This window comes from Methylophaga sp. UBA678 (assembly GCF_002299105.1).
GTDB lineage: Bacteria > Pseudomonadota > Gammaproteobacteria > Nitrosococcales > Methylophagaceae > Methylophaga > Methylophaga marina.
The window spans coordinates 42537-58737 of sequence record NZ_DBNG01000021.1; the positions used below are offsets into that span (position 1 = coordinate 42537).

Annotated in this window: 15 protein-coding genes; 14 read left to right on the forward strand and 1 reads right to left on the reverse strand. The window is 43.7% G+C overall.

From position 1 onward, the window contains the following. Nucleotides 1-24 precede the first annotated feature (24 nt). The 4 genes from B3014_RS10965 to B3014_RS10980 all read left to right on the forward strand — a co-directional run bounded on the left by B3014_RS10965 (nucleotide 25) and on the right by B3014_RS10980 (nucleotide 4616). Nucleotides 25-537 (forward strand): sigma-70 family RNA polymerase sigma factor, encoded by a 513-nt coding sequence (locus B3014_RS10965; protein WP_289243861.1) that lies wholly within the window; start codon nucleotides 25-27, stop codon nucleotides 535-537. A gap of 3 nt (nucleotides 538-540) precedes the next feature. Then, on the forward strand, nucleotides 541-1509 hold the full coding sequence (locus B3014_RS10970) for a FecR domain-containing protein (RefSeq protein ID WP_289243860.1): 969 nt from the start codon (nucleotides 541-543) through the stop codon (nucleotides 1507-1509). A gap of 76 nt (nucleotides 1510-1585) precedes the next feature. Then, a complete protein-coding gene (locus B3014_RS10975; protein WP_289243859.1) occupies nucleotides 1586-4051 on the forward strand; it encodes a TonB-dependent siderophore receptor in 2466 nt (821 codons plus the stop codon). A gap of 112 nt (nucleotides 4052-4163) precedes the next feature. Continuing rightward, nucleotides 4164-4616, forward strand: a complete 453-nt coding sequence (locus B3014_RS10980) for a CBS domain-containing protein (RefSeq protein ID WP_289243858.1) — start codon at nucleotides 4164-4166, stop codon at nucleotides 4614-4616. Here the strand turns inward: B3014_RS10980 and B3014_RS10985 are convergent. Beyond that, the gene (locus B3014_RS10985; protein ID WP_286305210.1) at nucleotides 4613-4906 is read right to left on the reverse strand and encodes a DUF3579 domain-containing protein; all 294 of its coding nucleotides are present in this window, start codon (nucleotides 4904-4906) and stop codon (nucleotides 4613-4615) included. The genes B3014_RS10980 and B3014_RS10985 overlap by 4 nt on opposite strands. A 162-nt stretch (nucleotides 4907-5068) precedes the next feature. Here B3014_RS10985 and ileS point away from each other — a divergent pair, with 162 nt between their 5' ends. The 10 genes from ileS to B3014_RS11035 all read left to right on the forward strand — a co-directional run. Further along, nucleotides 5069-7873 (forward strand): isoleucine--tRNA ligase, encoded by a 2805-nt coding sequence (gene ileS / locus B3014_RS10990; RefSeq protein ID WP_289243857.1) that lies wholly within the window; start codon nucleotides 5069-5071, stop codon nucleotides 7871-7873. A gap of 5 nt (nucleotides 7874-7878) precedes the next feature. Further along, nucleotides 7879-8346, forward strand: a complete 468-nt coding sequence (gene lspA / locus B3014_RS10995) for a signal peptidase II (protein ID WP_289243856.1) — start codon at nucleotides 7879-7881, stop codon at nucleotides 8344-8346. Next, the gene (gene hisC, locus B3014_RS11000) at nucleotides 8343-9437 is read left to right on the forward strand and encodes a histidinol-phosphate transaminase (RefSeq protein ID WP_289243855.1); all 1095 of its coding nucleotides are present in this window, start codon (nucleotides 8343-8345) and stop codon (nucleotides 9435-9437) included. Before lspA ends, hisC begins: the two co-directional genes overlap by 4 nt. Continuing rightward, the gene (locus tag B3014_RS11005; protein ID WP_289243854.1) at nucleotides 9437-10324 is read left to right on the forward strand and encodes a prephenate dehydrogenase; all 888 of its coding nucleotides are present in this window, start codon (nucleotides 9437-9439) and stop codon (nucleotides 10322-10324) included. Before hisC ends, B3014_RS11005 begins: the two co-directional genes overlap by 1 nt. 17 nt (nucleotides 10325-10341) lie before the next feature. After that, complete coding sequence (gene aroA / locus B3014_RS11010; RefSeq protein WP_289243853.1) at nucleotides 10342-11661, forward strand: 3-phosphoshikimate 1-carboxyvinyltransferase; 1320 nt, start codon at nucleotides 10342-10344, stop codon at nucleotides 11659-11661. Further along, the gene (cmk, locus tag B3014_RS11015; protein ID WP_289243852.1) at nucleotides 11654-12319 is read left to right on the forward strand and encodes a (d)CMP kinase; all 666 of its coding nucleotides are present in this window, start codon (nucleotides 11654-11656) and stop codon (nucleotides 12317-12319) included. The genes aroA and cmk overlap by 8 nt, the downstream gene beginning before the upstream one ends. A gap of 110 nt (nucleotides 12320-12429) precedes the next feature. Next, nucleotides 12430-14103: a 30S ribosomal protein S1 gene (rpsA, locus tag B3014_RS11020; protein WP_289243851.1), complete on the forward strand. Its 1674-nt coding sequence runs from the start codon at nucleotides 12430-12432 to the stop codon at nucleotides 14101-14103. Between the two features lie 121 nt (nucleotides 14104-14224). Then, nucleotides 14225-14518: an integration host factor subunit beta gene (locus B3014_RS11025; protein WP_286305202.1), complete on the forward strand. Its 294-nt coding sequence runs from the start codon at nucleotides 14225-14227 to the stop codon at nucleotides 14516-14518. Between the two features lie 5 nt (nucleotides 14519-14523). Beyond that, entirely contained in the window at nucleotides 14524-14910 is a 387-nt protein-coding gene (locus B3014_RS11030; protein WP_289243850.1) for an MTH938/NDUFAF3 family protein, read from the forward strand. Nucleotides 14911-15299: 389 nt separating this feature from the next. After that, the coding region (locus tag B3014_RS11035; RefSeq protein WP_289286981.1) for a cbb3-type cytochrome c oxidase subunit I at nucleotides 15300-16201 on the forward strand (902 nt) is incomplete at its 3' end.

Genomic DNA, 16201 nt, shown 5'->3' on the forward strand with positions numbered 1-16201 from the left:
TTTATCTAACCCATCAGGCAGGCTATGTCCGTTCTTCAGGAGTCAGAGCAACAAACGATATCTAATCTCTATCGTCAACATCATACTTGGCTGTTTCGGTGGTTACGCGGCAAAGTCGAATCCACCGAGTCTGCAGCAGACATTTCCCACGATATCTTTGTCACATTACTGGCGCGTGAAGAGCAACTCGTACTCACAGAACCTAGGGCTTTTTTGACAACATTGGCAAAGCGAAGTGTGGCTAATCACTGGCGACGTCAACAAGTAGAAAAAGCGTATTTGGAAGTCATTACCGATATGCCTGAAAGTCTCCAGCCTTCAGAAGAAGAACGTGCCATCATTGTCGAAACCATAGTGGATATAAACCGGCGCTTGCAGGGCTTACCATTGGATGTAAAGCGGGCTTTCCTCTACGCGCAATTGGATGGTATGAAGCAACAGGAAATAGCTGAAAAATTAGCGGTGTCAGTGTCCACTGTTAAGCGATACTTAACTCGCGCAGCAGCGCAATGTTATTTTGCAATCACCGTCAAATAATCCATGTCAGACGCAATACAGCTTGAACAAAAAATCGCATTAGAGGCTATTGAGTGGTATCTGGCGTTATCCGAACAGACGGACGACAAACTCTTGTATCAGCAATGGCAGTCGTGGTTGGCAGCCGATCCTCAGCATCAATTAGCTTGGTCAAGAATTGAACAAGTCAATCATGGACTTAATACCTTACCTACGCCATTATCACGCGCTATTACGGAAAAAACGCTGTTCAAAACAGATAAAAGTCGGCGACATGTCTTACGTTCTTTGGCTGGTATAGCGGTTATGAGTGGTGGCAGCTGGGTTTATTTTAAGAATGAGACTCTCTTGCTCCCGTTACTGGCTGATTACCGGACTGGAATTGGTGAAACCCGTTCGTTGACACTCTCAGATGGCACCCAAGTGGACATGAATGCCAATAGTGCCTTTTCTATTGCGTATTCAGAAAACCAACGACACCTGACGTTAATCAGCGGTGACATTATGATCACCACCGCGAAAGATACCAGACCTTTTTTATTGAAAACGGACTGGGCTGATCTCAAGCCAGTAGGCACGCGTTTTTATGTCAGGCAGCGAGACAACACGGCATTGTTGGCTGTTTATGAAGGTGCTGTCGATTTTATCCGGGGAAACCATCTGCCACTGTTAAGAGTGAAGGCTGGGCAACAGATCAGCTTTAATGCCACTGAGCTGGGAAGCGTTATGTCCGCACAGGAAAGCATGCTGGCTTGGCAACAATATATGCTAGTGGCTGATAACATGCCTCTAGCTGAGATAGTGGCTCAGTTACAAAATTATCATCATGGCTGGTTACGCTGTGACCCTTTAATAGCAGAACGTCGGGTATCTGGTACTTACCCTCTAAATAATATAGATCAAGTTCTAAAAGCTTTAGCGGCAACACTTCAGCTTGAGTTGGTGTATAGAACACGCTATTGGATTACACTCAAACCACAGCAGAAAATTTAAATTTTTTGGTCTGTTTTTCATTCTCACGTGACACAACAAATAGACACCTATTTGTTAATGGAAAGTGAGGACTCTCATGTTCAATAAACCCGCTTTATTAAGCGCAATGACGCTAACCACTGCTTTGCTCGCTACAGCTGGCGTGACCCTTTTATCCACCACACCTGTGCTGGCTGCGGAACAGACTTCGGCGCAGAGTGATAAAAAAATAAGCTTTAATGTTTCGGCAGGTGATTTGGCCACGGCTCTGAATCAGTTTGGACGACAAGCTGGCATTTTACTCAGCTTTTCACCTGAGCTCACGGCAGCTTATAAAACCTCAGGACTGAAAGGTAAATATCCGATTAATGAAGGACTGCAAACCTTATTGCGAGGTACGCCTCTGTCCGTCGTTCAACAATCAGAAACCAGTTATCGGCTGACTAAAAGCAATGATAAATCAGCCGATTTACCCGTCGTGACTGTCACTGGACAGCAAACTTCATTTTCAGCGTATGACCCGATAGAAAGTTACAATGCGGAGAGGAGCGCTAGTGCGACAAAAACGAATGCATCCATTATTGATACCCCACAGTCCATCTCGGTGGTCACACAGAAGCAGTTAGTTAATCGCGGTGTGAAAACCGTGGCACAAGCCTTGCAATATACGCCAAGCTTGAGTGTGCCATTTGGTTATGACACGCGTTACGACTGGTTTAGCTTGCGTGGGTTTGATGCTAAATCGCAGGTATATCGTGATGGTCTTTTAATACCAACGAGTACCTATGGCTTGCCGAGAGCAGATAGCTACGCACTGGAGCGGGTTGAAGTCATTCGTGGCCCGAGTTCTGTCACTTATGGGCAAGCGCAACCGGGTGGTTTGGTTAACTTAGTTAGCAAGCGGCCTACAGAAGACACCTTACGAGAGTTACGTCTATCAGCCGGCAGCGATGACTTTTTTGAGTTAGCGGGGGATTTTAGTGGCAAGGTTGATGATGAAGGTAAGCTTCTTTATCGACTGGCCTTTGTCGGAAATGATGCTAATTCTGAAGTCGATTATAACGATGCCAAACGCAAGATGGTGGCACCTTCATTAACCTGGAATATCAGTGATGACACACAACTAACCGTATTGGCTGTTGAGCAGCACGATGAGCAAACCTATAGCTTTAATACGCATTTTACTTCCAATGTTTTGAATTACTTTAGTCGTAATTTTGGAGGTGCAGAAGTATTTGATCGTGAATTCGGCTTTTTTGATGGTGAGGAAGATTTTAATAAATTTGACCGTGATTATCGATCAGTTGGGTACGAGTTTTCACATGCGTTTAATGACACCTGGTCTTTCAAGCAAAATCTTCGTTACGATGAAGTAGAACTTGATTACAGAACATTAAATTCAGCACTTCCTGGTACTAATTTGGTAGCTGGTACGCTCGGTAGAAGTGCCTCACGAATACATGAGGAACTTCATGCTTTAGCTGTCGATAATCAACTATTGTCACACTTCAATACTGGTTCGATTTCTCATGATGTTCTTATTGGTTTGGATTGGCGTTACTCCCAAGCTGACGAAGAAAATTACACTGGAACTGCTTCAACAATAAGTTATATCAACCCTGAGTATGGCTCGCCAGTCGGTAGTCTATCTCTGAGCCGTGATAGGGATATTTATTCACGTCAAACGGGGATTTATATTCAAGATCAACTCGCTTATGAAAATTGGCGTTTATTGATTGGTGGACGTTATGACTGGGTGAAGAATGATGTTGATGTGAATTTCACCAATAGTACTGATGTTGATGCTGATAAGTCTGCGGAAGATTTTTCAGGACGGGTTGGTCTGGTTTATAAGTTTGATAATGGTCTTTCACCTTATGTTAGCTACAGCGAATCATTTAATTTAGTAACAAGCACAGATGTGAATGGCAAGTTATTTGACCCAGAAAAAGCCAAGCAGTATGAAGTGGGCGTGAAGTATGAACCTCGAAATATGGATGGTTTTATTAGTCTTGCCGTATTTGATTTGACCAAAGATGATTATGTGATTACAGAATATGATGCATTCAATTCTAATGGTGTGTCTCGTCAGGTAGGTGAGGTTAATTCGACAGGGGTTGAGATTGAAGCTGGCTTAGAACTGTCAGAACAACTAAAACTCTCAGCCGCATATAGCTATGTCGATGCCCGAATTACTGAGAGCCCCAATAGCTGGGAAAAAGATAGCCTTATTCCAAATCAGCCTCGACAAACAGCAAGCTTATGGTTGGATTACACACAAACAACGGGTGTATTGAAAGGTTTAGGAATGGGCGCTGGTGTTCGTTATGTAGGGGAGAGTACGTATATAGGTACGGATAGTTTGAGCACATCTACGGTGGATATTGAAACTGGTGGTTACACATTAACTGATGCCAGTATTCGTTATGACTTCGATGATGTCAGACTGGCGCTGAATGTCAGTAACTTATTTGATCGCGAATACACAACAACGTGTAATGACTTAGTCTGCTACTTTGGTGATGGCCGTCGCGTAATAGCTTCAGCGACCTACAACTGGTAGTTTTCAACGGGTGGCATGACTTATCGTGCCACCCTTTTTTCTTATTTGTTGCCAAACACTTACTGACTCAAGCAGAATAGTCCTGAGCACTTCAGAGAAGAGGGGCAGGACCATGAAAGTCAGATCGATTACCAAAAATAAAGGTAAACCTGTCATTGGCTTATCGCCAACAGATAGCTTGAATAAAGCGGTGGCGATGTTAATGGAGCACCGAATCGGTTCATTAATCATCACTGAGCCAACAGGTGCGATGGTGGGCATTTTATCTGAGCGGGACATTCTTAAAATACTGGACACTCATCCAGAACAATGGAGTCAGATGTTGGTGAGTGATGCCATGACCCCAAATCCCTATACCTGCGAGCCGGATAATACGCTTGAAGAAGTCATGAATAAAATGGTGGAGCATAATATTCGTCACTTGCCAGTGGTATACAAAGGCAAACTGGAAGGGATGTTATCTATCACTGATATTGTGGAAGAGTTGCTGAAAAAAGCGAAGTTCGAGAATAAGCTTTTAAAAAATTATATCCAGAACTGGCCGGATGCCGAACAGGAAATCTAATTTGGCTCAGGTGGAAAATTGGTTGTGCGATCAATCTGCAGCTTATTGTCTTTAGCAAAATCCATCAAAAACTCGAACAGCATTTCATCTGTACTTTCCAATGATGCATCCACGACGACACATTTGATTCCGTCAAGAGTCGCTAGCCTGACATTAGGGTGAAAGATGATGCGACGCCCAGGGCCATACGAGGCAACTGCTCCGCATAAGCGTTCGGCCCAATCACTTGGACGAAACTTTCCTCCGTCCAGAGTAATCCCGCGGATGATCACCTTTTCTGATATGGACATAAAGCGTCAGCTCAATTGTGATGGGTTAAAAGCGGCATTCTACTGCAAATAATCTTGTTTGCATAAGCACTGACTGTAAATAAAAGTGCTTTCAATGATTTAGGTCGGCAATAAAAATCCGTATAATCTCCGCTTTTAGTTTTCCTACTCTACGAGAATCTTGTGGCTGACTACAAACAAACGCTAAATTTACCTGCGACCAAATTTCCAATGAAAGCTGGTTTGCCTAATCGTGAACCACAAATGCTGGAACATTGGCAAACAATGAACCTTTACGAAAAAATTCGTGAAAAAGCTAAAGGTAGACCACAGTTCATTTTGCATGATGGTCCTCCTTACGCAAACGGTGATATTCATATCGGGCATGCGGTAAACAAGATTCTGAAAGATATTATTATCAAGTCCAAAACGCTGAGTGGTTTTGACGCGCCTTATGTTCCAGGCTGGGATTGTCATGGCTTACCTATCGAGCTGAATGTCGAGAAGAAAGTGGGTAAACCCGGTGTCAAAGTCACCGCAAAAGAATTCCGTCAAGCATGCCGTGACTACGCGGCGAAACAGGTTGATGGTCAGCGTGAAGACTTTAAACGTTTAGGCGTCTTGGGTGAATGGGATAACCCATATCTCACTATGGATTACAGCTTTGAAGCTGACATTATTCGTACTCTGGGTGAAATCATCAAACAAGGTCACCTGCATAAAGGGGTGAAACCTGTTCACTGGTGTGTGGATTGTGGTTCGGCGTTAGCTGAAGCAGAAGTCGAGTATGAAGATAAAACATCGCCAGCAATTGATGTACGCTTTCAGGTCATTGACCAGGCTGCTTTTGAGCAAGCCGTCGGGGAGTCAGGGCAGGGTAGGGTCAGCTTACCTATCTGGACGACAACACCTTGGACGCTGCCTGCGAACCAAGCCGTGTCTGTTAACCCTGAATTTACTTACGTACTTTTGCAAGCCGAAGGTGAGCAATTAGTACTGGCTGAGTCTTTGTACGAAGCGGCGCTTCAGCGCTATGGAATTGAAGCTGAAGTTGTTACACGTTTTAAAGGTGAACAACTGGAAGGTCTGCAATTACAGCACCCATTTTATGATCGCCAAGTGCCGGTTATTCTGGGTGATCATGTGACAGCGGATGCAGGTACAGGTGCTGTGCATACTGCGCCAGGCCATGGTCAGGATGACTTTGTTGTTGGTCAGAAATACAACTTAAAAGTTGATAACCCTGTTGGCGGCAATGGTGTGTTTTTACCTGATACGCCAATTTTTGCAGGCCAATCTGTATTTAAAGCGAATCCAGAAGTTATTGCCCTTTTAAAAGAGAAAGGCGCTTTGTTGGCACATATCGACATTCAGCATAGCTATCCGCATTGCTGGCGTCATAAAACACCGATTATTTTCCGTGCCACGCCACAGTGGTTTGTCAGCATGGACCAGAATGGTTTACGACAAGCCGCTATGAAAGCGATTGCTAATACCGATTGGATGCCAGCTTGGGGCCAAAAACGCATTGAAAATATGGTGGAAGGTCGCCCGGATTGGTGTATTTCTCGTCAGCGCACTTGGGGTGTGCCTATTCCATTATTTGTACATCAGCAAACAGGGGAATTACATCCTGATACTGAACAGTTGATGGAAACCGTTGCTCAAAAAGTAGAGCAAGAGGGGATTGATGCCTGGTTTGATTTGGAGCCAGAAGCATTACTGGGGGCGGAAGCTGCTGACTATGAAAAGGTCAGTGATACTTTGGATGTCTGGTTTGATTCCGGTGTGTCTCATGCATGTGTTTTAGCTCGCCGTGATTACCTAAACCGTCCTGCTGATTTATACCTGGAAGGCAGCGATCAACATCGTGGTTGGTTCCAATCTTCATTGTTGACCTCAGTGGCAACAACCGGTGGAGCGCCTTACAAAGCGGCATTAACCCATGGCTTCACTGTCGATGCTAATGGTAAAAAAATGTCTAAATCACTGGGGAATACGGTTTCTCCACAGAAAGTGATGAACAATCTCGGTGCGGATATTATTCGTCTGTGGGTCGCTTCAGCTGATTACAGTGGTGAAATGACCGTATCAGATGAAATACTGAAACGCACAGCTGACTCATATCGCCGTATTCGTAATACCGCTCGCTACTTATTATCGAACCTTGATGATTTTGACCCCGCAACAAATATGGTGGCCGTGAATGATTTACTACCATTAGATAGATGGGCATTAGATCGTGCATATCATTTACAACAAGACATTCTTGCTGCTTATGAGAGCTATCAGTTCCATGTGATTTATCAAAAGCTTCATAATTTCTGTGCGAATGAGATGGGTAGTTTGTATCTGGATATTACTAAAGATCGCCAGTACACCATGCAGACCGATAGCTTAGGTCGACGCTCATCTCAAACGGCTATGTATCTTATCCTGGAAGCGATGGTTCGCTGGATCGCCCCGATTTTAAGTTTTACAGCCGATGAATTATGGGGATATCTGCCTGGTGAGCATAATGAGTCTGTATTACTTAATCTTTGGAGTGATGCATTAGCACCATTAGATAAGGAAACAGCGTTTGATCTGCCATTTTGGAATCAAGTATTCAATGTCAGAGAAGTCGTCGCCAAAGAGCTTGAGAACCAGCGTAACGCCGGTAACATCAAAGGTGGTCTAACGGCTGAAATTAGTTTGTTCGTTGATGACAGTCTTATGGCGTTATTGAGCAAGCTAGAGGATGAATTAAAGTTTGTATTGATTACATCCAAAGTCAGTCTTCACCGTTTAGATGATAAAGCAGCCGAGCAAGCAGTCTCGACGAGTATGCCTGGGATTTTGGTGGCTATTAAAGCGTCTGAACACAAACGTTGTGAACGTTGCTGGCATCAGGTGGATTCTGTTGGGGAAAATGGTGACCATCCTGAACTATGTAGTCGTTGTATTGATAATATCGAAGGAGACGGTGAACAAAGACAGTTCGCCTAGAAATTATGCTGAAATGGTTGAATCTTTCTGCTTTGGTGATTGTGTTCGATCAACTCAGCAAGTGGTGGGCAAACAGCGCATTGGAGCTTTATCAGTCTATTGCTGTTTTGCCCTTCTTCAATATTACATTGGCTTATAACCACGGCGCTGCATTCAGCTTTTTAGCCAGCGAGAGCGGTTGGCAGCGATGGTTTTTCACTGGCTTAGCTGTCGTCGTTAGTATTGTTTTGTTGTTTTGGCTGAAACGCCTGAAAGCAGATGCAAAACTGGAAGCTATCTCTCTTGCTTTAATACTGGGTGGGGCTTTAGGTAATGTGATTGATCGTGTTATTCATGGTTATGTTATTGATTTTCTTGATGTCTACTATGGCACATATCACTGGCCTGCATTCAATGTGGCTGATTCGGCGATTTGTATAGGCGCTATTTTGTTAATTCTCGATAGCTTCAGAAATAAAACGGAGCAGAAATGAGTTTTTGTGATCTTGCAGTAAGTGGGGTAGCGCATCTGCAACCCTATATTCCGGGCAAACCGATTGAAGAGTTACAGCGTCAATATGGTGTCCGTAATGTCATTAAATTAGCCTCAAATGAAAACCCGCTCGGCCCTCCTAAAGCGGCTGTGGCAGCGGTAGCGATGGCTGCGAAAGACATGGCCCGCTACCCGGATGGTAATGGTTACGGATTAAAGCTGGCATTAGCTGAAAAACATCAAGTGGCACCTGAGCAAATCACCCTAGGGAATGGTTCTAATGATGTTTTAGAGTTGATTGCGCGTGCTTTTGCAGGTGCTGGTGATGAAATTATATTTTCAGAGCATGCCTTTGCTGTCTACGCTATTGTTACTCAGGTTATTGGCGCGACAGCTGTGGTAACGCCAGCGAAAGATTATGGTTATGATCTGGACGCCATTCATAAAGCCATTAGTCCGCGTACCAAAATTATTTTTATCGCCAACCCTAACAATCCTACTGGCACGTGGTTAGAGCCTGAAAAAATTAAATTATTTCTAGAGAGAGTGCCGGAAAAAGTGCTGGTTGTACTGGACGAAGCTTATGTCGAGTATCTGAATATGGAAGAGAATTCAGTGCCTTGGCTTCAGGATTTTCATAACCTTATCATTACTCGAACATTTTCTAAAGCATATGGACTAGCAGGTTTACGCGTGGGCTATTCCTTATCACACCCCGAAGTTGCCGATCTTATCAATCGTGTCAGACAGCCTTTTAATGTTAGCCATTTAGCTCAAGCAGCGGCAGTGGCTGCTCTAGGTGATGAAGCTTATCTCCAACAAAGTCGTGATGTGAATGAAGCGGGTATGAAACAGCTTATTGCTGGCTTTGAAAAAATGGGTCTGCAATACATTCCTTCCCGAGCCAATTTCATTACAGTCAATGTTCATACTAATGCGTTTGAAGTTTACGATGAGCTGCTATACGAAGGTGTCATCGTTCGGCCTGTGGCTAACTATGGCTTACCACAGCACCTGCGTGTGAGCATTGGCTTAGCCGAAGAAAATCAACGTTTTCTTGATGCGTTATCCACTATTCTGGGTCGTGGTTAATGATTAATCGACTTGCTGTCATAGGCGTTGGGCTGATCGGTGGTTCTCTCGCTTTATCCTTGAAATCAAAAGGGGCCGTTAATGAAGTTGTCGGTTATTCACGTAGTGATGAAGCCCGACAAGAGGCGCTCTCTCTAGGTATTATAGATAAGGCTGCAGACTCGATTGCTGAGGCTGTTGTCGATGCCGATGTGGTCTTTGTTGCCGTGCCTATGGGCGCTATGGCATCTGTCTTTGCAGAGATGAGTGAGCATATCAGACCTGAAGCCATCATTACTGATGGTGGTAGTGCCAAAGCACAAGTCGTCTCATCAGCGCGAGAGGCTTTGGGCGATAAATTCAAACAATTCGTTCCCGGTCACCCGATTGCTGGTACAGAAAAAAGCGGACCAGCGGCTGCATTTGCTACTTTGTATGAAAATCACCGTATTGTGCTGACACCTGTCAGTGAAACAGACTCAGCAGCAACAGCAAAAATTAAAATGATGTGGCAACTAACAGGGGCAGAAGTCTTTGAAATGAATGTTGAGCATCATGACACCGTGTTAGCCGCTACCAGTCATCTACCTCATGTGCTTGCCTTCAATTTGGTGGGGATGCTTGCTCAGCGTGATGATTGTGATGAAGTCTTGCGTTATGCCGCCGGTGGCTTTCGTGATTTTTCCCGAATTGCATCAAGCGATGCAGTGATGTGGCGAGATATTTGTTTAGGTAACAAACAAGCTATTCTGGATTTACTTGATGAGTTTCATCAAGGGATCAATAAAATCGAACAAGCGATTAAAGAGGATGACGGTGAGTATCTGGTTGAGGTATTCGAACGGGCAAAGAAAGCGCGAGATAGCCGTTTTGCCGATCCTGATTTGGTCGATAATAGTGAAGTATAAACGTGGAACCAACTGACGTGTCTAGTGAAACTAATAAACGATATATTGTGCACCCTGGCGGTAAGATCACAGGTCAGGTAAGAGTACCTGGTGATAAGTCGATTTCTCATCGCTCGATTATGCTTGGTTCCATTGCTGAGGGCACCACGGAAGTAACTGGTTTTTTAGAAGGTGAAGATGCACTGGCAACACTGGCCGCTTTCCGTGGTATGGGCGTTGATATTATCGGTCCAGAGAAAGGTAATGTGACTATTCATGGTGTGGGCATGCACGGCCTCAAAGTACCTGAAACAGCATTAAACCTCGGCAACAGTGGTACATCCATGCGTTTGCTCTCAGGTCTATTGGCAGGCCAAGGCTTTGATGTCACGATGACGGGAGACAAATCATTGTCATCGAGACCGATGAAGCGTGTGACGGATCCGCTTGCTCTAATGGGAGCCAATATCGATACCACTGAAGGTAAGCCGCCTTTGACTTTGCATAAGACCAGTCATTTGAAAGGCATCGACTATGATTTACCCATGGCCAGTGCGCAGGTGAAATCGTGTTTACTTCTCGCTGGCTTGTATGCTGAAGGTAAAACTTCAGTAACAGAACCTGCACCAACACGTGACCATACAGAAAGAATGTTGCAAGGTATGGGCTATCAGGTTGAGAAGCAAGGCAGCACAGTTTCAGTTGTCGGTGGTGGTAAGTTACAAGCAACAAAAATAGATGTACCCGCAGATATCTCGTCAGCCACCTTTTTTATGGTAGCGGCTGCCATCGCTCCAGAGTCAGATATTACCCTGGAACATGTCGGTGTTAATCCTACTCGTATCGGTGTTATCAATATCTTACGTGAGATGGGGGCCAACATTACGCTCAGTAATGAAAAAGTCACTGGTGGTGAACCTGTAGCAGATATTCGTATTCAATATGCGCCACTAAAAGGCATTCAAATTCCTGAAGATCAAGTACCTTTAGCCATTGATGAGTTTCCTGCTTTATTTATTGCAGCTGCCTGTGCTGAGGGGCAGACCGTCCTCACCGGTGCTGAAGAGTTAAGAGTAAAAGAGAGCGATCGTATCCAAGTTATGGCTGATGGCCTAACGATTTTGGGTATTGACGCACAACCCACAGCTGACGGCATTGTTATCAACGGTGGTGTCATTGGTAGTGGTGAAGTAGATAGTCATAGTGATCACCGTATTGCTATGTCGTTTGCTATTGCAGGGCTGCAAGCGGGCGGCTCTATTCAGATTAATGATTGTGCCAATGTGGCTACATCGTTTCCGGGCTTTGTCGAGTTAGCGAATAAAGTCGGCCTGCAGGTTGAAGAAATTGATGACTGATATGCCTATTTTAACCATTGATGGACCGAGTGGTTCTGGTAAGGGCACCATTGCTCAAATGATGGCCAGAGAATTAGGTTGGCATTATCTAGATAGTGGTGCGATATATCGGGTATTGGCATTTGCTAGTTTAAAACACCAGATTCCAGCTTCTGACGAAGGCGCCCTTGTGCAGTTAGCGCAACACTTAGATCTTCAATTTGAACTTGATGAAAATGGATTAAAAGTACTTTTAGAAGGGCAAGAAGTCAGTCAACAAATTCGAACAGAAAAAGCGGGCAATGCCGCATCGAAAGTGGCCGTTATCCCATCTGTCAGAGCGGCTTTATTACAACGCCAACGTGATTTTGCCCAAGCTCCAGGTCTGGTCACAGATGGTCGTGATATGGGTACTGTGGTCTTCCCTGACGCACAATTTAAAGTGTTTCTAACGGCAAGTGCAGAAGAAAGGGCGTTAAGACGTCATAAGCAGTTGAAAGAGAAAGGAATTGAGAGTAACCTTTCCGATCTCATTGCAGAAATCTCGGAGCGTGACAAACGCGATAGTGAACGCAAAGTCGCGCCGTTATTACCTGCTAAGGATGCTTTGATACTGGATTCTACCGAATTAGGTATTTCTGCAGTATACGAAAAAGTGCGCAGTTATTGTGCAATTTAAATTTTTGGTGCCTGTTCGATTCTTGTCGAATGGGATGTTTAACGATCTCGCATGAGCGAGTGATTAATTAGGTGATCTTGTTTCCTCAACAGGGTCAAGGATATTTAACAATGAGCGAAAGCTTTGCTGATCTCTTCGAAGAGAGTCTAAATTCAACTCCAATGCAACCAGGCAAAATTGTTACCGGTACGGTAGTCAATGTCGGTCCTGATGTTGTTATGGTCAATGCCGGTCTGAAATCAGAAGGCGCTATCCCAGTTTCAGAATTTTTGAACGAAAATGGTGAAGTAACGGTTTCTGTTGGTGACTTAGTCGATGTATCTCTGGAATCATTGGAAGATGGTTTTGGTGCGACACAATTGTCACGTGATAAAGCGAAAGCTGCCGAAGCATGGACTAAATTGGAACACGCGTTTGAAGCGGGTGAAACCGTTATGGGTATCATTTCTGGTAAGGTCAAAGGTGGTTTCACCGTGGATCTGGAAAATATCCGTGCATTCCTTCCTGGTTCTTTGGTTGATGTTCGTCCAATCCGTGATACTACTCACCTGGAAAATAAAGAACTCGAATTCAAACTGATTAAACTTGATCGTCCACGTAACAACATCGTTGTTTCACGTCGTGCGATTATGGAAGAAGAAAACAGTGCAGAACGCGAAGCGTTATTAGAAACGCTGGAAGAAGGCAAAGTAGTTAAAGGTATTGTTAAAAACCTGACTGACTACGGTGCGTTCGTTGATCTGGGCGGCATCGATGGTCTGTTACATATCACTGATATGGCATGGAAACGTGTTAAACATCCATCTGAAGTTGTTGCTATCGGTGACGAAATCGAAGTTCAAGTACTGAAATTTGATAAAGAACGTGAACGTGTTTCTCTGGGTCTGAAACAAATGGGTGATGATCCTTGGAAAGATATCGCTCGCCGTTATCCAAACAGCACACGTATTCACGGTAAAGTCACTAACATTGCTGACTACGGTTGCTTCGTTGAAATCGAAGATGGCGTTGAAGGTTTAGTTCACATGTCTGAAATGGACTGGACTAACAAAAACGTTCACCCATCTAAACTGGTTCAATTAGGTGATGAAGTTGAAGTAATGGTTCTGGATATTGATGCAGAACGTCGCCGTATTTCACTGGGTATCAAACAATGCCAGACAAATCCTTGGGAAGAGTTTGCAATGACTCATAACAAGGGTGACAAAGTCAGTGGCGCTATCAAGTCAATCACTGATTTCGGTATCTTCATCGGTTTAGACGGTGGTATCGATGGCTTGATTCACTTGTCTGATATCTCTTGGGAAGAAGACAACGAAGAATTAATTCGTGACTTCAAGAAAGGTGATGATGTTGAAGCTGTTGTTTTAGCAATCGATCCAGAACGTGAGCGTATCTCTTTAGGTATTAAACAATTACAAGACGATCCGTTCTCAGCTTATTTAGCTGAAAACCCACGTGGTAGTATTGTTAACGGTAAAGTGACTGCTGTTGATGCTCGTGGTGCAACTATTGAATTAGCTGAAGGCGTTGAAGGTTATGTTCGTGCTGCGGATATCGCACGTGAACGTGTTGAAGACGCAAGCAAAATTCTGGCTGTAGGTGATGACGTCGAAGCGAAATTTACTGGTATGTCACGTAAAGACCGCACCTTAACTCTGTCTATCAAAGCGAAAGATGATCAAGAAGAATCTGAAGCTGTGAAAGAGTACAGTAATGTTTCTGCAGGCAATACAACACTGGGTGATTTGCTGAAAGAACAAATGGATCAGAAAGACAGCTAATCGTTTTTCATATTAAAGATGAACCCCTGAATTTTCAGGGGTTTTTCTCTAATAGATTCAGAAGATTAAAACCAATACTTCATATTGGTGTTTAGCGCATTATTCCAGGAATTTTAAAGACATGACCAAATCAGATTTGATTGAAGTTTTATCTGAAAAACAATCTCTATTGAATTATCGTGACGTTGAGCTTGCAGTTAAACTCATCCTAGAGCAGATGAGTGATAGTTTGTCACAAGGAGATAGAATTGAAATTCGCGGGTTTGGTAGTTTTACCTTACATCATCGACCACCACGTGTCGGACGTAATCCAAAAAGCGGTGAATCAGTTCAGCTGGATGAGAAATACGTGCCGCATTTCAAACCTGGTAAAGAGTTGCGTGACCGTGTTAACGACGCGGCAGGATATCAGTAACACAGATGAAACTGAGTCAGGAAGCGGTTCACGAATATAACCAAATCCACTCATATACAGAACAGTCAGTGACTGTTCGACATAAAAACACACAGACATTGACGTCATACGACGCAGCGTTTGTACTGACGCCAAACCAAATATTAGAAAATATAGACGTCAGTGATATCAAAAACTTATCAGCAGACACTCTGTCTGCCCTAAAAGAGCTGGCTCCGGAAGTCATTATATTTACCTCGGATGCCAGCCTCTCTTTTCCGTTATTACAAGTAGCCGAATATTTTAATAAACAAGGTATTGGTACTGAGTTTATGTCACGAGCTTCTGCCTGTCATACCTACAATTTACTATTGGTAGAAGATCGTTCTGTAATACTCATTGTTAGTCCTTGAAGTCACACATAAAATAATAAGCCGCAATCCCCCCTGATCTTAACGTCACCGATATTTCTTTTTTTTTGATGAAAGAACATAACTATTTGTTTTTTTAATACAAAAGCATGTCTGCTTATGGGCATTAAGACTGATTAACTTGACCAGAGATTTTGATCTTAGGAAAATTCCCTGTTACGTGCGGGTGAGGCATTTCACAGCACAATGTGCTTTATCACACTACGTTTGATCTAGATCAATGTTTTGGTGTGAAGCAAATCAGCTGATTGATGTAAAATTCTAACTGCTTTCAATGTTCATTGAGGCACGTAGAAAAGGGTCCTAATTTTGTTGAGTGATTGACAACAAAATTGAGAGAGAGTTTTCCAAAGAGAGAAGGTGTGGTCGCTATGCAAGCGGAACAACAATATAACTATCAAGTGGTCAAGTGGTTTGCCTATATGGCATGCGTATACTTGGTCGTTGGCACCGGTATCGGTGTTTATATCGCCTCAGAACTGGCTTGGCCAGTCCTGAATTTTGATAACCCATATATCAGTTTTGGTCGTTTACGTCCTTTACATACTAATGCGGTTATTTTTGCTTTTGGTGGTTCTACATTAATGGCTACAGCGTTCTATATTGTGCAACGCACCTGCCGTACACCGTTATGGAGCAATAAATTAGCCTGGTTTACATTCTGGGGCTGGAATCTCGTTATTCTCAGCGCTGTCATTACTTTACCTCTTGGTTATACTCAATCTAAAGAATATGCTGAATTAGAATGGCCAATTGATATTTTGATTGCTGTAGTCTGGCTGGCCTACACATTTAACTTCATCATGACGATTTCAATTCGCAAAGTTTCGCATATCTATGTAGCAAACTGGTTCTTTATTGCGATGATGGTCATGATTACCTACCTCCACGTTGTAAACAGTTTGGCTATCCCTGTTGAGTTGTTTAAATCTTATTCACTGTTTGCTGGTGTGCAAGATGCGATGATTCAATGGTGGTGGGGACACAATGCGGTAGGTTTCTTCCTGACTGCTGGCTTCTTGGGGATCATGTATTACTTTGTACCTAAGCAAGCGAATCGTCCTGTTTATTCATACCGTTTATCTGTTATCCATTTCTGGGCCTTAGTTTTCGGTTACGTTTGGTTAGGTGCTCACCATCTTCAATATACTGCTTTACCTGACTGGACTGGTTCATTAGGTGCCGCTATTTCATTGGCGATGATCATTCCTTCATGGGGTGGTGCAATCAACGGTATGTTCACATTAAGTGGTGCCTGGGACAAACTGCGTAC